The organism is Streptomyces sp. NPDC034049 (assembly GCF_055575575.1).
On record NZ_JBVISJ010000025.1, the window covers coordinates 1 to 18,005 of the forward strand.

General features: G+C 71.5%; 12 protein-coding genes and 2 pseudogenes. 12 read left to right on the forward strand and 2 right to left on the reverse strand.

Annotated features, from left to right (window positions below):
• From ACZ52C_RS39780 to ACZ52C_RS39820, 9 genes and pseudogenes are all read left to right on the forward strand, one after another.
• Positions 1-255 (forward strand): annotated as a pseudogene (locus ACZ52C_RS39780) (serine hydroxymethyltransferase); the annotation flags it as partial.
• 110 nt (positions 256-365) lie between these two features.
• Positions 366-1,733 (forward strand): L-serine ammonia-lyase, encoded by a 1,368-nt coding sequence (locus ACZ52C_RS39785; RefSeq protein ID WP_469079416.1) that lies wholly within the window; start codon positions 366-368, stop codon positions 1,731-1,733.
• A gap of 261 nt (positions 1,734-1,994) precedes the next feature.
• Positions 1,995-2,174, forward strand: coding sequence for a type IV toxin-antitoxin system AbiEi family antitoxin domain-containing protein (locus ACZ52C_RS39790; protein ID WP_469079417.1), 180 nt, complete (start codon positions 1,995-1,997; stop codon positions 2,172-2,174).
• A 654-nt stretch (positions 2,175-2,828) separates the two neighbouring features.
• A pseudogene (locus tag ACZ52C_RS39795) lies at positions 2,829-3,308 on the forward strand (transposase); the annotation flags it as partial.
• A gap of 186 nt (positions 3,309-3,494) precedes the next feature.
• Positions 3,495-4,949: a polysaccharide deacetylase family protein gene (locus tag ACZ52C_RS39800; RefSeq protein WP_469079418.1), complete on the forward strand. Its 1,455-nt coding sequence runs from the start codon at positions 3,495-3,497 to the stop codon at positions 4,947-4,949.
• 288 nt (positions 4,950-5,237) lie between these two features.
• Positions 5,238-5,393, forward strand: a complete 156-nt coding sequence (locus ACZ52C_RS39805; RefSeq protein WP_469079419.1) for a hypothetical protein — start codon at positions 5,238-5,240, stop codon at positions 5,391-5,393.
• 27 nt (positions 5,394-5,420) lie between these two features.
• Entirely contained in the window at positions 5,421-5,903 is a 483-nt protein-coding gene (locus ACZ52C_RS39810) for an oxygenase MpaB family protein (protein WP_469079420.1), read from the forward strand.
• Positions 5,904-6,030: 127 nt separating this feature from the next.
• Positions 6,031-7,686, forward strand: a complete 1,656-nt coding sequence (locus ACZ52C_RS39815) for an IclR family transcriptional regulator domain-containing protein (RefSeq protein WP_469079421.1) — start codon at positions 6,031-6,033, stop codon at positions 7,684-7,686.
• 701 nt (positions 7,687-8,387) lie between these two features.
• Positions 8,388-9,386, forward strand: a complete 999-nt coding sequence (locus ACZ52C_RS39820) for an alpha/beta hydrolase fold domain-containing protein (RefSeq protein ID WP_469079422.1) — start codon at positions 8,388-8,390, stop codon at positions 9,384-9,386.
• A 64-nt stretch (positions 9,387-9,450) separates the two neighbouring features.
• Here ACZ52C_RS39820 and ACZ52C_RS39825 read toward each other — a convergent pair whose 3' ends face one another.
• Complete coding sequence (locus tag ACZ52C_RS39825; protein ID WP_469079423.1) at positions 9,451-10,842, reverse strand: IclR family transcriptional regulator domain-containing protein; 1,392 nt, start codon at positions 10,840-10,842, stop codon at positions 9,451-9,453.
• Positions 10,843-10,915: 73 nt separating this feature from the next.
• Complete coding sequence (locus ACZ52C_RS39830) at positions 10,916-14,119, reverse strand: helix-turn-helix transcriptional regulator (protein WP_469079424.1); 3,204 nt, start codon at positions 14,117-14,119, stop codon at positions 10,916-10,918.
• 322 nt (positions 14,120-14,441) lie between these two features.
• On the opposite strand from ACZ52C_RS39830, the gene ACZ52C_RS39835 reads away from it, so the two are divergent.
• The 3 genes from ACZ52C_RS39835 (at position 14,442) to ACZ52C_RS39845 (ending at position 18,004) form a co-directional block, all read left to right on the forward strand.
• Entirely contained in the window at positions 14,442-15,104 is a 663-nt protein-coding gene (locus ACZ52C_RS39835; RefSeq protein WP_469079469.1) for a helix-turn-helix transcriptional regulator, read from the forward strand.
• Between the two features lie 180 nt (positions 15,105-15,284).
• On the forward strand, positions 15,285-15,941 hold the full coding sequence (locus tag ACZ52C_RS39840; RefSeq protein ID WP_469079425.1) for a Pvc16 family protein: 657 nt from the start codon (positions 15,285-15,287) through the stop codon (positions 15,939-15,941).
• A complete protein-coding gene (locus ACZ52C_RS39845) occupies positions 15,938-18,004 on the forward strand; it encodes an ATP-binding protein (protein WP_469079426.1) in 2,067 nt (688 codons plus the stop codon). The genes ACZ52C_RS39840 and ACZ52C_RS39845 overlap by 4 nt, the downstream gene beginning before the upstream one ends.
• Position 18,005 lies beyond the last annotated feature (1 nt).

Consider the following 18,005-nt stretch of genomic DNA (forward strand, 5'->3'; position numbering starts at 1 on the left):
GACCGCCTCCACGAGGTCGGCATCACCGTCAACCGCAACGCCGTCCCCAACGACCCGCGCCCGCCGATGGTCACCTCCGGCCTGCGCATCGGCACACCCGCCCTGGCCACCCGCGGCTTCACCGCCGAGGACTTCACCGAGGTCGCCGACGTCATCGCCGAGACCCTCAAACCGTCCTACGACGCGGAGGCGCTCAAGGCCCGGGTCAAGGTCCTCGCCGACAAGCACCCGCTCTACCCGGGGCTGGGGAAGTAACCCGGGCTTCACCGGCCCGTAGTCCCGCTCTTCCGGGGTACCGCGCACACTGGGGAGTGAGCGCGGTGCCCCACCCCCTGCACAACCCTCCCCCGTTCTGAGGAGTCACCGTGGCCATCTCGGTCTTCGACCTGTTCTCGATCGGCATCGGCCCGTCCAGCTCCCACACGGTCGGCCCGATGCGGGCCGCCCGGTTGTTCGCCCGCCGGCTGCGCAACGAGGAACTGCTCGCGGGCGTCGGCTCGGTGCGCGTCGAGCTGTACGGCTCGCTGGGCGCCACCGGCCACGGCCATGGCACACCCAAGGCCGTGCTGCTGGGTCTGGAGGGCGCCTCGCCGCGCACGGTGGACGTCGAGTCGGCCGACGACCGGGTGGCGGCGATCAGGGAATCGGGGCGCATCCGCCTCCTCGACGACCACGAGATCCCCTTCGCCTTCGACGAGGACCTGGTCCTGCACCGGCGCAAGACGCTGCCGTACCACGCCAACGGCATGACGATCTGGGCCTACGACGCGGACGGCACCGAACTCCTGTCCAAGACCTACTACTCGGTGGGCGGCGGCTTCGTCGTCGACGAGGAGGCGGTCGGCGCGGACCGCATCAAACTCGACGACACGGTCCTGAAGTACCCCTTCCGCACCGGGGACGAGCTGCTGCGGCTCACCCGGGAGACCGGCCTGTCCATCTCCGCGCTGATGCTGGAGAACGAGCGGGCCTGGCGCACGGAGGAGGAGATCCGCTCCGGGCTCCTGGACATCTGGGGGGTGATGCAGGCCTGCGTCTCCCGGGGCATGACCCGGGAGGGGATCCTCCCCGGCGGTCTGAAGGTCCGCCGCCGGGCTGCCGTCTCCGCCCGTCAACTGCGCGCCGAGGGCGACCCGTCGGCCCGCGCCATGGAGTGGATCACGCTCTACGCGATGGCCGTGAACGAGGAGAACGCCGCCGGCGGCCGCGTCGTCACCGCGCCGACCAACGGCGCGGCCGGCATCATCCCCGCCGTCCTGCACTACTACATCAACTTCGTGCCCGGCGCGGACGAGGACGGCGTCGTGCGCTTCCTGCTCGCGGCCGGCGCCATCGGCATGCTCTTCAAGGAGAACGCCTCCATCTCCGGCGCCGAGGTCGGCTGTCAGGGCGAGGTCGGCTCGGCCTGCTCCATGGCGGCGGGCGCGCTGGCGGAGGTGTTGGGCGGCTCCCCCGAACAGGTCGAGAACGCCGCCGAGATCGGCATGGAGCACAACCTCGGCCTCACCTGTGACCCGGTCGGCGGCCTCGTCCAGATCCCCTGCATCGAACGCAACGGCATGGCCGCGGTGAAGGCCGTCACGGCGGCCAGGATGGCGATGCGCGGCGACGGCACCCACAAGGTGTCCCTCGACAAGGTCATCAAGACCATGAAGGAGACCGGCGCCGACATGTCCGTCAAGTACAAGGAGACGGCGCGGGGCGGGCTCGCGGTGAACATCATCGAGTGCTGAGGTAACAGGCCCTGACCAGCGCGTTCCTGTCTTTCAGCGCTGTCGGGGCCTTCCCTGCTTACGCGGCGGAAAGTCCCCGGAATGTCCCTGGGACGGGCGTGAGAGTCCCCGAAAAGTCCCCAGGAAATCCTACGGAACGGGCGCCTGGCCTGGGGGGTCGTGCCATCCGCGATCACTGTTCCGATCCGCTCTGACCGCCGACCGTCGGCAGCATGTATCAAATCGATCCCTCGTTCATGCTGGAGGGGCACTATTCGATACATGAGTGCTGCGGAGAACTTGCGCCTGGAGCAGCGGCTGGCCAGCCTCCCCCCCACGTTCACGACAGCGCAGGCACGTCAGGCCCAGCTCTCCCCCCGCGATCTGGCGACCCTGATCGCGGAAGGAGAGATAGACGAACTGTCCCGTGGGGTCTACCGACGCGTCGTCGACTGCCGTTGAAGCGGTGCTCGCCGACCTCGGCGAGCGTCGCCAGACCTCGTACACTGCCTGGCGCCGTCGGCAAGGCCCCGCTGCAACCGGCTACCCTGAACGCTTCGTTGACGTCGTCCGGCAGGTCACCGAGTTCGCAGACAGTCTCCTCAACGACGATGCCACCACCCGCACATGGAGCGCAGCGACCCTCACATGGTCATGAACCACTCCTGACTCGCTGAGTAGCCGTCAGAGTTCGAACCCGAGACCTACGCATGACGAGGTCATGAGTGATCGTGTTGCCTCGTGCCTCGTCGTGCTGTCCGGTGACGTTTTTGCTGATCAGAGCATGTGTGACAGGTCGACCCGTGCCACCCCGTGATGCACCGTCCAAAAGGCGTCTGTCCACCGGCCGTCCACCGGTGGAGTCCTCGCGGCCCGCCGGTGAGACTGCCGCCCGGCGATCAGCGCTGCTGTCGAGCGGTCGGAGGGCCGAGCGGAAATCACTGTGTGACCCCCACAAGCGCCCTCTCTGGTGGGTTCGGGCAGCGCGGATGACGTGCACGTACGGTTCCGAGGGGGCCGGGGCCCAGCAATGGACTCCGGCTACCGGACAGGAGCAGCAGGTCCTGTCCTGCGTCCGTGTTGAGGGCAGAGGCCGCGAGTGGTCGACCAGGCCGGTCTGTCCTGCTGATCGAGACAGTCCGCAAGTCCGACTTGGACACCGCGGTATCAGCGTCGCCGGCACCGTGGCGCAAACCCCACTCGATCCGGGCAAGACCCTGCTGAATGTGGCCCTGGCCGTCGCGCTCGGCGGCGACTGTCCGGCCGACGTCGGCATGCTGCGGGCCGAGCCAGGCTGTTCGGCCCGGTGGCCTTCGATCCGACGGTGTCCCGGCTGATCGACATGCCGGCATCGGACGGGAATCGGGCGCTGACCGTACTGCGCAACGCAAGGCCTGTGCTCACGTGAGTGAACATGTCTGGGAGTTGGCCGGCGGGCGGCTCCGGACGCGGGCGGGCGGGTCCGTGGACCTGGGCGGGGTGCTGGTGATCGCGCACTCGGAGAAGCAGGATGCGGTCGCGACCTGGAAGAAGACCTTCGGGCACCATCCGCTGACGGGGTTCGTCGACCCCGCCCAGGACGGGTCCGGGGAGCCGGCGCGGCCCGTCGAAGAGAGAGTGGTCACATGTGGCCTGCGGGGATTGTGAGGCCAGTGGTCAGGACATAGTTTCGGCCGCTGAAGCGCTTTCCCCACTGGCGATACCCCAGCGGGACGCCATAGCGCAGCGGCAGCCGGCACGCCGCATACCGCACCCCCGGCACCTCACGCCCAAGGTTCCCGCATGCCCCGACGCATCCTCCCCCCTGCGCTCCTCCTGCTCGGCTGCCTCACGCTGACGACCGCCTGCGCCGGCGGCTCGTCTCCGGCCGACCCCGCGCCCTCGCACGACAGCTCGTCCAACAGCCCGTCGGGGTCCGGAGGGACCGAGACCACCACCCAGGCCGGTCTGTCCGGACTCAAGGGCGTCAACATCGTCAGTGCCAGCAGCACCGACCGGTCCTGCCCCTGGGCCACCGCCTACCCGGCCGTGCCCGGCGCCGACGCGATGGCGGCCGCGATGAAGAAGGACGTGGACGGACGCCTGGAGACCTTCCGCACGGGGTCGTGCCAGGAGGGCCAGGACCACGGCGAAGGGACCGAGCTGAACGTCAGCTTCTCGTTCCTCGTGGCCTCTGGCGATGTGCTGGGTGTCCGGCTGGTGACGGTCGACCGCACATCGATCGCGGACGGCCTTGCCACCAAGGCGTACTGGTACGACGGCGCCGCCAAGCAGTACCGGACTTCTCCCGGGCTCATCGCGGACGGCTCCCGGGCCGCGTTCATCACGGCCCTGGAGAACGTCCTGAAGAAGCGGGAGGGAGTCACCCCCGACACCCTCGCCTCGTCGCTCGGCGACCGGGAGTACCGCGACACCTACCTGGACGACATGAGCTTCACCTCCGACGGAGGCCTGAAGGTGAGCTTCGACCGGGGAACCGTGGCCGTTCCCCCGGCCGGCCGCGTCTCCGTCACGCTCCCCAAGGCGACCGTCACCCCGTTCCTGTCCGACTTCGGCAGCCGCGCCCAGCACCAGACCACCCACCCGGGCGGCAAGCTGGACCTCGGCGCCACCGAGACGCCCGCCGAGACCGTCACCGCACAGCCGGACCCGGGCAAGGACACCACGAACTGCTCCAAGGTCAAGTGCATCGCCCTGACCTTCGACGACGGTCCTGCCGTCCCCTACACGGGAACGCTGCTGAAACACCTCGCCCAGTACAAGGCTCGCGCCACCTTCTTCGTCGTCGGCCAGAACGTCGCCGCGCACCCGGAGGTCGTCCGCGCCGAGATGAAGTCCGGCCACGAGGTCGGCAACCATTCCTGGAACCACCCGGTTCTCACCAACCTGTCCTCCGCCCAGATCCGTTCCCAGCTGGAGCGCACCACAGCGGCCATCAAGGCCGCCACGGGCCAGGAGCCGACGCTGTTCCGCCCGCCGTACGGCGCGATCGACGGCAAGGTGCGGGCGGTCACCAGCCTCTCCCCCGTGCTGTGGACCGTGGACACCGAGGACTGGAAGGACTCGAACGCCGCGAAGGTCGCCCAGAGCGTCATCTCCCAGGCCAAGGCCGATGGCGTCGTCCTGATCCACGACATCCACCCCACCTCGGTCGCTGCCGTCCCCGAGATCCTGCGCACCCTCACCGCCCAGGGCTACCACTTCGTCACGGTCGGCCACCTGCGCGCGACCCTCTGACAGGGAACGGGCGCCCGGGGGGTGTGCCAAGTCAACGGCTGATCTTGGTCGTTGACTGGTCAGTTGTTGCTCGGGGTCAGGCGGCCCTCGAAGGCGATCTGGAACGCGAAATCCTCGGACGGATCGCGGCCCGCAACGCCCTCGGCCTCGAGTCGGGCGCTCTGGTCCTCCGCCCGGCCGGATCGTGGCCCGCGCGGCGGCGTGATCGCCGCAGGCTCGGCTGCCGAACTCCGGCGCCGGGCCTCCTGACGCTGCTGGACGGCCCCGGCAGGAGCGGATGCCTTCCCGGTGACGGAGCCCCGGCACCGCGCCCGTGCCCGGTCCTGGCCGTCGGCCCTGAACTACCGCGCCCACACCGGCGAGAAACGACTGGAAGCCTGGCTGCGCAACCGGCTGTGTCCGAGCCCCGGACGCAAGGACGCGACGTTCGCACCGTACAGCTGAGAGGGGTGGCGCAGCCGACGTCAACGGTTGCGCCACCCCTTCCATGATCGTCAGATTCGCCGTTTCCGCGTGCTTCACAAGAGGGTGGCCGGCGACGTCATCGACACCGCCCGGCCCGAGCTCGGCGGCTACGCCGCGAGCGAGCCACGGGACGCCATGTGGGCGGCGCTGACGGAGATGCACCCCATGCTGCGTGTGTACGAGGCGTTCGCCTTCCGCGACGGAAGGTTCCCGCACCGCCTCTCCCCCGAGCAGCGCGACCAGTTCGTCGCCGAGACCGGGGAGTACCCGAGGCTCGTCGGGGCGGCCGAGGAGGACATCCCCGCGAACGTGCCCGAGCTGGGGGCCATGTACGAGAAGTACGCCGACCTCTTCGAGCCCACCACGACGGTGAACAACCTGCCGGACACCGGCGAGGCCTGGACCGAGCTGGCCCAGGAGGCGGTGAAGAAGAACTCCACATCTCGCAGGTACGCGCCCTCGTCCCGTACCTGTTGCAGACCACGCTGATCGAGCTGCCCGTCATGGGCGCGCTCCCGGCCTAGGGGATGTCAGCCCTCCGACTGCTGACCTGGTCCTTGAGGGTGGCCGCGTCAACGCCGGTGTACCGTGGCCTGCACGGAAGCAAGGAGAGAGCATGGCGGCCGAGGGCGTGGCCCGCGGGGTGGACGAGCTCGTAACGGAGCATGCGCCTGCCGAGGTGGTCGGCCCGCTGATGCGTGGGATCGCCGTCCTCAGGGAGCTGACAGAAGCCGGCGGGCGAGAGGACTTGCAGCAACTCGCCCATCGCACGAGCCTGCCCCGGGCCACTCTCGACCGCATCGCGAGCACCTTGGACTGTCTGGGCTACCTCCGCATCGAGGGACGCGAGGTAATGCTGGCACCCCCGTTGATGGAAGTGGGCAATGCCTACCTGTCCGCCGTGAGAATTCCCGAGCTCCTTGGGCCCCACGCCGACGCTCTGGCCGAGGAACTGGACGAAGGCGTCACGTTGACCGTCCCGGACCAGCACGGCGCCCACTTCGTCCACTCGTCCAAGCGGGACCGCCGGATGAGCATCGTCTGCAGCATCGGCGACCGGCTGCCGCTCGACGCCTCGGCGCCCGGCGCTCTGCTGGCCGCTACCTGGAGCTCTGACGAGTGGGAACGGCATCAGGCAGAGCACCACTGCGTGCGAGGGCCGGGGCACGCTCAGGCCTGTACGAATGACCTTCGCGAACGTGCCGCCGCCGCCAGATCCGATGGCTGGTCCCTCGACGACCAGTGGTTGGAACCGGGCCTGATCGCCTTGGGCGTCCCCGTCCATGGTCCCGACGGAGACCTCCTCTGCGTGGTGAACGTCGTCAGCCTCATCGGGCGCTATCCGAGCGCCGAAGCCCTGGCGCGGGCCGCACTGCCGGCCGTCCGCCGTGCCGCAGCGGACATGGAGCGCGAACTGGGCTCACAGCAACCGGTGTCACGGTCCGGCCCCATGGGCAGGCGGGTGGAGGACACCAGGACTCTCACGACCGGCCGCGATTTCGTCGAATCCCTCGCCCGCGGCCTGAGCGTGCTGACAGCCTTCGGCGAGGGCCGCCACGCCCTCAAGAGCTCCGACGTCGCTCGTATCACCGGTCTGCCGCGTGCCACCGCGCGGCGTGCTCTCATCACCCTGGACCACCTCGGCTACATCACGAACCGGGGAGGGCTGTACCGTCCGGGCGCCGCGATCCTCTCCCTCGGCTACGCCCCGCTGTCGCGTCTGACATTGCCGCAGCTGGCCCAGCCCCATCTGACGGAACTGTCCCGTCGGCTCTCGGACTCTGTGTCGATGTCAGTGCTTTCCGGCTCGGAGATCGTCTACGTCGCCCGCGCCGCCAGCATCCGCCTGGTGACGGTCGACGCCTCCGTGGGCACCCGCCTCCCCGCTTACGCCACCTCCATGGGCCGGGTCCTGCTCGCCGACGTTCCCAGAGACGAATGTGCCGCACTGCTCGCCGCCTCGCCCCTCGCACGGCTCACCCCGAACACGGTGACGGAAGCCGACGAACTTCTCAGGCTTCTTGAGAGGACGGCCGACTGCGGCTACGCCCTGGTCGACGAGGAACTCGAAGTCGGCCTGCGCTCGATGGCCGTACCCGTGCGCGGCAAGGACGGCGAGGTGCTGGCCGCGATCAACGTGGCCATGCACCCCAGTCGGCGCACCATCGCCGAGTGCTTCGAGCAGGTCCTGCCCGCGCTCCTTGCAACGGCCGAAGCGGTCGAGGGTGATCTCTCCGCCGTCCCCCACTCCGGCCGGCTCCAGCTGACCTGACGGACCACCGCCTCCAGGCTGTGTCCTCGGCCCTAGCGGGTGTTTCGAAAGTCCTGTGCGGTGCCCGCGGTGCCCGCGGTGTCCGGTGCGTGCTCTCGGCGTGCCGGACGAAAGCCCTCGTACTGGACTTACTTGGGCTTTTGGCCGGTGCGGCGGTGGGGGCGCCTCCCGCTCGAGCGAAGCCGAGAGTGGGGGAGCGTGCCGGGCGCCGTGGGTGCTGTGCGGGACTTTCGAAACACCCCCTGGCGCCGCGGTGCGCCCCGCTGCACTCCGGCGTGCGTGCTGCGGTCTCATCGCCTTGCCGTTCGGCTTTTTTTCGGTCTGCGAGGTCCTGGCTCTGAGAAGAGCCAGCGTGGACCCGTGGGGTCACGAGGCTCCCTTCTTCACCCCCATTGACACCGACGCGCGTCGGTCCCACACTCATGCCGACACCGCACAGCGAAATCAATTTCGCCAGGCGAACACGTGAAGAGGTAGGAGGGTCCACGCGGTCGGCCCCTTCAGCCCGCATTTCGTATGCGTACCGCTCGCCAGGCGAAACATCCGTACGTCACGCCCGCCGTCAACCCGGCCGCTCCGCAGGCTCCGACGACGGCATCTGCCGACTGCGCCCCACTCGAAGAGGAGTGAACATGATGTTCCGGCGTCTACTACCAGCCGTGCCGAGGAGCCGCCTTCTGCTGGCACTTGCAGGGGGGGTCATGACGGTGGCGATGACCGCCGCGTCCGGATTCGCGACCCCGTCCACGCAAACCGGGGAGGTGAATGTCACCAAGGACGTCGCCTACGCGCCTGCCCAGCCGGCCGACAGCCAGGGTCACCTGTTGGACCTCTATGTCCCGCGGTCATCGCGGCCGGTACCGCTGGTGATCTTCTCTGCCGGCTCGGCGTGGATGGCCGACAACGGTCGCCAAGGGGCCGACAAGGTCGCTGCCGAGCTCAACCCGTACGGGTTCGCGGTCGCGGGTGTGTCGATCCGTTCCAGCTCGCAGGCCAAGTTCCCGGCCCAGCTCTACGACATCAAGGGCGCCATCCGCTGGCTGCGCGCGCACGCGAAGACCTACAACCTCGACCCCCAGCGCTTCGCGATCATGGGTGACTCCTCTGGCGGCTGGGCCACGGCGATGGCCGGGGTCACCGGGGACATCCCGGCGCTTGAGGGTGATGTCGGTGTACGCGGTCCCTCGAGTGCGGTTCAGGCGGCCCTGCCGTTCTATCCGCCGACCGACTTCTCGCAGATGGACGCGCACATGCTGGACAACTGCACGTTCTTCAACACCGTCTTGGGAATCACCGGTTGCCATGAAGACGCGCGTTCGCCCGAGTCACTGTTGCTCGGCTGCCCCATCAATGACTGCCCGGACAAGGTCGCGGCCGCGAACCCGCTGACGTACGTCGGCGGTCGGCGCACACCGCCGTTCCTGATCTTCCACGGCGAGCAGGATCCTTTGGTGCCCTATCACCAGGGCCGGCTGCTCCGCGACGCACTGGCCTCCGCGGGCGACGAGGTGCGTTTCGTTTCCTTCCCGCACGCCGGCCACGGCCCGCTCCTCGACATGTTGAGCGACCCCGACACCCGCAAGGACGCCTACGAGGAGACCACATGGGACGGTCACACCACACCGCCTCGTCCGGTGACCCCGTCCTGGCAGACCATCATCACCTTCCTTGAGGCCCAACTGCGCCCCAGCGCACGCTAGACGGCCGACGGCCGCCACCGATCACGTGGTCGGTGGCGGCCGCCGTGGTGACGCCCGTGCTCGTTCAGACGATCGGAACCCGAACGAATCGTCGGGCCGTGTGCAAGTCGGCTTCGATGAGCGCAGCTGTGGCACGCAGTTCCGGAAGAGTGGTCGTGACGCACTCGTCAGCCGAGCCCCGGCTGCTGTGCGTGATGACGTTGATCGCCGCGAGACAGCTGCCGTCGCGGTCGCGTACCGGTACGGCGACGGAGCGAAGACCTTCTTCCAGTTCCCCGTCGACCAGGGCGTGCCCCTCCTCACGCACAAGGTCGAGGACGGCTGTGAGGTCGTGGGCAGTGGTGATGGTGAACGGGGTGAGCGCCCTCATCCGCGTATGTGCCAGCAGGGCCGAAAGTTCCTCGTCCGGCAGGTTCGCGAGCAGGACGCGGCCCGTGGAGGTCGCGTGGGCGGGCAGGCGTGCGCCCACGGCGATGTCGGCGTCCATGATGCGTCCCGCTGCCACCGAGGCCGCGCACTGGACGTCGTGGCCGGTGAGCACCGCCAGAGATGTCGAGTCCTGAACCCTCCCGGTGAGAGCGACGAGGTGCGAGTGTGCGATGCGGGCGAGTGACGTCCTGGACAACGGAGGGAAACCGAGGGAGAGCACCCGTGGAGCGAGTCGGAACCCCCGTTGGTGCCGTGTGACATAGCCGAGGTGCTCCAGAGTGATCAGGGCGCGTCGCGCCGTGGCACGGGGCAGGCCGGTCGTTCCGGCGACTTCGGAGAGCGTCAGCTCGGCACGTCCCTCACCGAACGCGGTGACAACAGTCAGACCCCGGGCCAGGGAGGTGATGAACTCCCCGCCCAGTTCCTGTTTCGCGGTGCTCGCCCATACGGCGAGGTCGGAGGGCGCGCTGAGAGGTTCGCAGGGCGGGGAGTCCGCCAACTCCTGTTCCATGGCCGTCACTGTGCTGCGAAGGCTGGGCAACAGAGATTCACTCAGTGATGCCGCGCTGTGCCGGCTGGTGTGGCTCACGAGGCTCGCCACACACACCATCCGACCGTCCGGGGCGCGAACCGGGACGGATACCGCGACAAGGCCCGGCTCGCTCAGTTGGTCGTCCAGCGCCCAACCGCGCGCACGCGCCTGTTCCACCCGCTGTCTGAAGTCCGTGGCCGCGCCTTGCGGCCGAGGGGGAACGGTCGGGAAGCCGCGGTTCTCGGGATCGTCGATCTGTCGCTGCTCCCAGAGCGCCCAGCCTTGCGTGTCCCATTCGGTTGCCAACAGCGGTCCTGGTGCCGTGCGTTCGGCCGACAACAGGTCGCCGATGCGGAAGCTCAGCGACAAGGTGCGGCGCCGGATCGCCTGGTGGATGAAGCGAATGCCGTCCCCGTCCGCCACCGCGAGGGAGACCGACTCGTCGAGCGCGTCGGCAAGGCTGTCCGCGTGGATGCTCCCGGTTCTCCTACGCACCCGCCGTGCCTCCGGTTCACGTAACTCGCTGCGGACTTCGGCACGGAGGGCGGACGAACCGTCTCGGGGCGGGTCAGGGGGTCTCCCCGGAGTTCGCCAGCGCCGCGCCGAGTTCGGATCTGCGGCGGATGCCGAGCTTGCGGTAGGTGCTGGTCAGATGGGTCTCGACGGTGCGGCGGGCCAGGTGGAGGAGCTGTCCTATCTCCGTGTTCGTGCGGTTCTGGGCGGCGAGTTCGGCGATACGGCGCTCGCCGGCGGTCAGCGCGGCCGGGCCGGTGAGTGCGGTCGCCGTGCGGCGGGCACCGCCCTCGCGCAGCGCCGACTCCGCGACCGCGCGCAGGCGGTGCGCGCCCAGGCGTTCGGCGCGTTCGGCCGCCTCCCGGAAGGCGTCCCGGGCCCGCGCCCGTTCCCCGGCGGCCGCGAGCCCCCGCCCCTGTGCCAGGAGCGCCGGTATCAGCTCGACCTCGACCGGCACACCACCGCCCGCCCCCGTCGTCCCCCGACGCGTGCCCGCTGCCGCCCCGCCGTCGATCGACCGGAGCGTGGGCGCTCCGCCCGCCGGCCAGGTGCCCACCGCTCGCGCCGGGCCCCCGCCCAGGGCCCAGCCCCGCATCGCCGTCACCCTCGCGGGCGCGCCGGCCGACGCCGCGGCGCTCCAGAGGGAGAGTGCTCCGTTCGTTGCTGCCGCGCCCGCCGCCGTCGGCGCCGTGGTCGAGGTGGCTCGTATCGCCGCCGCTGCCGCGGGCCCGGCCTCCCCGAGGGCCCCGGACACATCGCGGGGGTCGGCGTCGACACCGTGGCACAGGAGGTGGACCGCGCGGTCGGCCAGGTGGAGGCCTCGGCGGCCTCGGGTGGCCGTGGCCAGCGTGGTGAGGGCACGGCCGACGACCCGGGGGGTGTTCCAGACGGTGGCCAGGGAGAGTTCCTGTTCGGCCAGGGCGAGGGCCTCGTGCGGGCGGCCGAGGGCGAGGTGACACTCGGCGGCGGCGGTGCGCCACGGAGTGACGACCGGGCTCGCCACGTCCCGCGCCGACTGACGCCGGCCGCACTCCAGGAAGTCGTCGAGGGCCGCCGCCGGGTCGCCGGTGGCGGCGCGCAGGACGCCGCGCGCGTAGAGGAAGCGGTTCAACTCCCAGGAGTCGTGGGCGTTCTGGAGGTCGAACGCGGCGGCGAGACGCGCGGCCTCTTCGGTGCGGTCGGTCTCCACCAGGGCGATGACCGCGTGGGCCAGCGCGTTGGCGGACTCGGGGCGGCCGGCGACCGCGCGCGCGACCTCGGGGTCGGCGAGGACGTCCTCGTGGGCGCCGCGCGCCGCGATGATGTCGACGCGGACGTTGCGCAGGGCGAGGTGCATCGGGTGCAGCAGGGAGATCCGCCGGCCGCCGAGCCCGCGGTGGACCAGCCGTTCGGCCTCGTCGAGCTGGTCGGCCCACTGGGCGACCGCGGCGGCCGTGCCCAGCAGGAACACCTCGTCCGTCGGGTCGACGGGCTGGGCGAGCAGGGCCCGGACGCGGTCCATCGCGGTGGCCGCCGAGGTCAGACCGGCGGTGGCCTCGTAGCGCACCAGGAGGGCCTGCCCGGCGGTGCCGACCAGGTGGGGGGTCTCCTCGGCGGCCTCGCGCAGCCGGCGGTAGACCTCCTGCCGTACACCCTGGTCGTGGTCGGAGAGCAGCGCCGAGGCGGTGCGGACCGTGCGGATCAGGTCCGGATGGTCCGTCAGGTGCTCGTCGTGCAGCCCGCGCAGCACGTCGACGGCGGCGCGGGCCTCGCCGCGCCGCGCCAGGGCCGTGCCGAGGGCGACCGCCGCCTGGACGCGCTCGCGGGGCGGGCCCGGCCGGCGCATCGCCTCGACGAGTCGGGGGATGCCCGCGCCGGACCGTACGGTGGCGTACTCCAGGGAGCCCAGTTCGGTGAGGACCGCGGTGCGGCGGGCGGCCGGCATCGGTTCGTCGAGGGCGCGGCGCAGCAGGGCGAGGGCGTCGTCGTCGCGGTCGTCGCGGACGGCGAGCTCGGCGGCGTCGAGCAGGGCGCCGGTCGCCCAGGGCTCGCCCACGGGGCCGCAGCGCAGCAGTTGGCCGGCGACGGCGGTGGCGCTGTCGCCGCGGTGCAGCATCGCCTCGGCGGCCCTGCGGTGGGCGGTCTGCCGGTCGGCGCCGGCCCAGCCGCCGAGCACGGCGTCCCGCAGCAACGGGTGGGCGTAGCGCGGCCGGCCCTCGGCGTCGGGGCGCAGCAGACCGAGGCCGGTCATCGCGGTGAGCCAGCCGGGGACGCGGGCGGGGTCGACACCGGCCGTGCGGGCGAGCAGGTCGGCGTCGATCGGTACGGAGGCGTGCGCGTCACCCCGTACGGAGGCCTGCCCGTCACCCCGTACGGGGGCGTGCGCGTCGGCCGGCACGGAGGTGGGCGCGTCACCCCGCGCGGGAGAGTTCGCGTCGTCCAGGGCGGCGAGGGCGCGGGCGACCTCGACGGTCGCGGGGCCGGCGCTGTCCAGCCACCAGGACACCGCGGCGGCGTAGGTGCCCGGGTAGAGCGCCGCGCAGGTGTCCGGAAGGGCAGCCGGGAGGGCCGTGGGGTGCGTGGTGCGGAGGTCGGACAGCAGGGCGCGCAGCAACAGCGGGTTGCCCGCGCCCGCGCGTAAGCAGGCGTCGACCCCTTCCGGCGGGGCACCGGCGTGGACGGTACGGACCAGGCGCGCGGCCGCGTCCGCGCTCAGCGGGGCAAGGGTGCGGGTGTGCACGAGGGCAGGCGAGAGGGCGTGCGCGAGACCGTCCGCCGGGGGGTCGATGTCGTACTGGCCGCGCTCGGTGACCACCAGGAGGACCGGCAGACGGTCGATGCGACGGACGGCCTCGACGAGCCAGCGACGGGAGGCGGGGTCGGCGACGTGCGCGTCGTCCACGGCGACGAGGAGGGGGGACTCGGCCGCGTAGGAACGCAGCAGGTGCCACAGCCGGGCGGGCCTGCCCCGGTGCGGCGGGGTGCCCGGCGGGTCCGGCGCCTCCCCTGCGGCCTGGTCGAACTCCGGTCCGTGGGAAAGGAGTTGGCAGACCGTGTCGAACGGTACGGAGGTGTGCTCGGGCGAGCAGCGGGCCCGCAGGACCCGCATGCCGTTCGCCGCCGCGTGGTCGGCCGCCCACTCCAGGAGCGCGGTGCGGCCGGTGCCGGTGGCACCCCGGAGCAGCACCAGGCGGCCCGAGCCGGTGCGGGCACGGGCTGCCTCCGCGGTCAGCAGCTCCATGGCCTCACGGCGTTCGAGAAGCGGTTCCGGCGGGCACATCGCTGTCTCCTTCGTGGAAGGTCGTTTTCCGCTTCCGTAGACGGGGCAGGGCCCGTCGGGGTGCACCGTTCGCGGCCGGTCGGCGTGAAAACGCCGTGGCCGATCCCGTGGGGAGGGGCACGGTCGTCCCGTGGTGGTCCCGTGGTCGGGCCCCCGGTGATCTCGTGGTGTGTCTCGTGGTCCTCCACGATTGCGCAGCACACGCGTCACACAGAAGTGTGAATCGAGCCCATCGGCCACTCCGCTCACAGGAGCGGCGTTTTCGTGCATACGGGAGAAACGGTTGCGCAGCACATTCCGGACCACGGACACGGCGACGGCCATGGCCGCGGCGACCGCCACGTCGGAGCCCCAGGAGACCCGGCGCCGCATCCCGGTCGTGGTCCACACCCCCGACCCGCTCTCCCGCGCCGGCGTGCTCAGCCAGCTGCGGGGGCACCCGGTGATCGACCTCGTGGACGACGCCGAGGTACGCCCGGGCACCGTGGCGGTGCTCGTCGGTGACACCCCGGACGAGTCGCTGCTCTCCGTGCTGCGCCGGCTGGTGCGCAGCGAGGGGGCGCGGGCCGTGCTGGTGGTGAGCATGATCCGCGAGACGGAGCTGCTCGACGTCATCGAGTGCGGGGTCGGGGCCATCGTGTGGCGCCACGAGGCGACCGCGCACCGGCTGGCGCAGGCGGTGCTCGCGGCCTCGCGCGGGGACGGCGACCTGCCCGCGGACCTGCTCGGCCGGCTGATCAACCAGGTGGGGACGTTGCAGCGTTCGGTCGCCGGGCGCACCGGGGCGCCGCTGTCCGGCCTGGTGCCGAGGGAGATCGATGTCCTGCGGCTGGTGGCCGAGGGGATGGACACCGGTGAGATCGCGAGCAAGCTCTCCTACTCCGAACGCACCGTCAAGAACGTGATGCACGGGCTCACCACCCGGCTGCATCTCCGCAACCGGGCGCACGCGGTGGCCTATGCCCTCCGTGAAGGCTACATCTGATCGAACGGGCAGCCGAATCCGCCCACTTGGGCAGCGCACTGTGCCCGGAGGTCGTCCCCGGCGCGTCTACGGGCGCGGCGCCCGCGCGGGGCAGGATCGGCTCAGAGACGTCCGGGACGACGGCGGGCAGACGTCCGGCGCGGCGGCGGACAGACATCCGACACCAGCAGGAGCACGACCGTGATCCACGAGGTGGACGAGGTCCTCAAGGGACTGATCGGCGGTGGTGCCCTGGCCGGCTCCGGCATCGACGTCTCCTTCGAGGCCCCGACCCGCGACTGGGCGGCCCGGCGCAACGCGCCCGCCGTCAACACCTACCTGTACGACATCCGTGAGGACGTCTCGCGCCGCCAGCGCGGCCACATGCCGGTCCGCGACGAGCGTGACATCGTCGTACGCCGTCGGCAGCCGCCCCGCTGGTTCCGGCTGTCGTACCTGGTGACGGCCTGGACCAAGCAGCCCCAGGACGAACACCGGCTGCTCTCCGCGGTGCTCGCCAACCTGCTGACGCGCGAGCTGCTGCCCCCGAGCGAACTCCCGGCCGCGCTCGGCGCGCTGGGGTTGTCCGTGCCGCTCTCGGTGGCGGGGCTGCACACCGAGTCGCGGTCCCTCGCCGAGATCTGGTCCGCGCTGGGCGGCGAGCTGAAGCCGTCCCTCGACCTCGTGGTCACCGCGCCGTTCCCGGCCTTCCCCGAGTACGACGCCGGTCCCCCGGTCACCGAGGGTGCGGCGATCCGGGTGCGCGGCATCGACGGCTCGCCGGAGGGCTCGGAGGAACGCGCCCACCGGCCAGGGCAGTTGGCGTCGGCACCGGTCGCCGAGGAGCGGCGACGGTGACCGTGCACGTCGGCGCGGACACCGACGGGCTCCTGATCCGGCTCGCCCGACTGCGGGAACGTGTGGCCGAGTTGGTGGCCGGGCGTGGTGCCGGTGATCCGACGGCGGGCGATCCGCTGCGGGGTCTGTACCTGTCCGAGGAGGGCGTACGGCATCTGCTGGAGCCGTCGGCCCGGCCGCACCCGTCCGTCTTCGCCGACCCGGAATCCGACCTGGAATCCGACCTGGGGGCCGCCGCGGACGATCCGTTGGAGGCGCTCGCGGGGCGGCTGGGGCTGACCGAGCTGGACACACGGATCCTGCTCATCGCCCTGGCACCCGATCTGGACCGCTCCTACGAGCAGTTGTACGGGTATCTCAACGACGACGTGAGCAGGCGTCGGGCCACGGTCGGACTCGCTCTCGATCTGTGCGGGCTGCCCGTGCATCTGGCGCGGGCGCGGGCCCGGTTCCGTCCCTCGGCACCGCTGAGCGCGCTCGGACTGCTGACCGTCGAGGACCCCGAACGCCCCTTCCTCGGACGCGGGTTGCGGGTGCCGGACCGGCTGGTCGCGCATCTCCTCGGCGACGACACGCTGGACCCGGCGCTCGTCGGCCACGCCCGTCCCCTCGGGTCGCCGTCGCCTTCGCCGTCCGCGTCGGCGACGGCGGTGGCTACTGGCGCGCCCTCGTCCGGGGAGGACGGCGGGTTCACGGCCCGGCTGGCCGCCCGGCTCGCCGCCGCTCCGGTCACCGTGCATCTGCGGGAGCACCGCGAGGGCGACGGCCTGCTGCGCGCCGGAGCCGCCCTGCGCACGGCCGGGATGGACGCGCTGCTCTTCACGCCCCCGGCGGCCGAGGACGAGCTGTCCGCGCTGCTGCCCCGGCTGCTGCGTGAGGCCCGGCTGCGCGGGTGCGCGGTCGTGGTGACGCCGTTGCCGGAGAAACCGGGGCCGTTGTTCCGGGCGTTGACGGCGGCCGACGTCACCGTGCTGTTCGCGGGGCCACAGCCGTACGACCCGCAGTGGTGCGACCGTGATCCGCTGGTCCTCGACGTGCCCCGGCCGCCCGCGGGCGCGGTGGACGCCTGGGCGGCGGCGCTCGGCGCCGGGACCGACGGGCCCGGGTTCGACCTGGCGGCCACGGTCGCCCCGTACCGGCTCGGCGGTGACCGGATCGAGCGGGCGGCCCGGGCGGCCGTGGACCTCGCGGCGTTCGACGGCACCGAGGTGACCGCGGCCCATCTGCGGCTCGCGGCGCGTCTGCAGTCCGCCTCCGGGCTGGAGCGGCACGCCCGCCGGATCCGCCCCGACGTCGGCTGGGACGACCTCGTGCTGCCCGACAAGCCCCTCGCCCAGCTGCGCGAACTCGCCCTGCGCGCCCGGCACCGCGACCGGGTGCTCGGTGACTGGCGGCTGAGCGCCGGGGGCGGCCGGGGCCGGGGGGTGCTCGGGCTCTTCGCGGGCGAGTCGGGCACCGGCAAGACGCTGTCGGCGGAGGTCGTGGCGGCCGAACTCGGCCTGGACCTCTATGTCGTGCAGCTCTCCTCGGTGGTGGACAAGTACGTGGGCGAGACCGAGAAGAACCTGGAGCGGATCTTCACCGAGGCCGACCGCACCGACGCCGTGCTGCTCTTCGACGAGGCGGACGCGGTGTTCGGCAAGCGCTCGGAGGTCAAGGACGCGCACGACAAGTACGCCAACATGGAGAGCGCCTATCTGCTCCAGCGGCTGGAGTCCTTCGACGGGATCGCCCTGCTGACCACGAATCTGCGGGCCAACATCGACGAGGCGTTCACCCGGCGGCTGGATCTCGTGGTCGACTTCCCGTTCCCGGACACCGCGCAGCGGCTGGCCCTGTGGCGGCACAGCCTGGGGGCCGTGCCCCGCGCCGACGACACGGATCCGACGGCGGTCGCCCATGACTTCGAGCTGGCCGGCGGTTCCATCCGCAGCGCGGTCGTCACCGCCGCCTACGCGGCCGCCGGACGCGGCGGGCCCGTCACCACCGCCGACCTGCGGGAGGGCGCGGAGCGCGAGTACCGCAAGGCCGGACGGCTGGTGCCGGGCGAGGGCAACTGGTAGG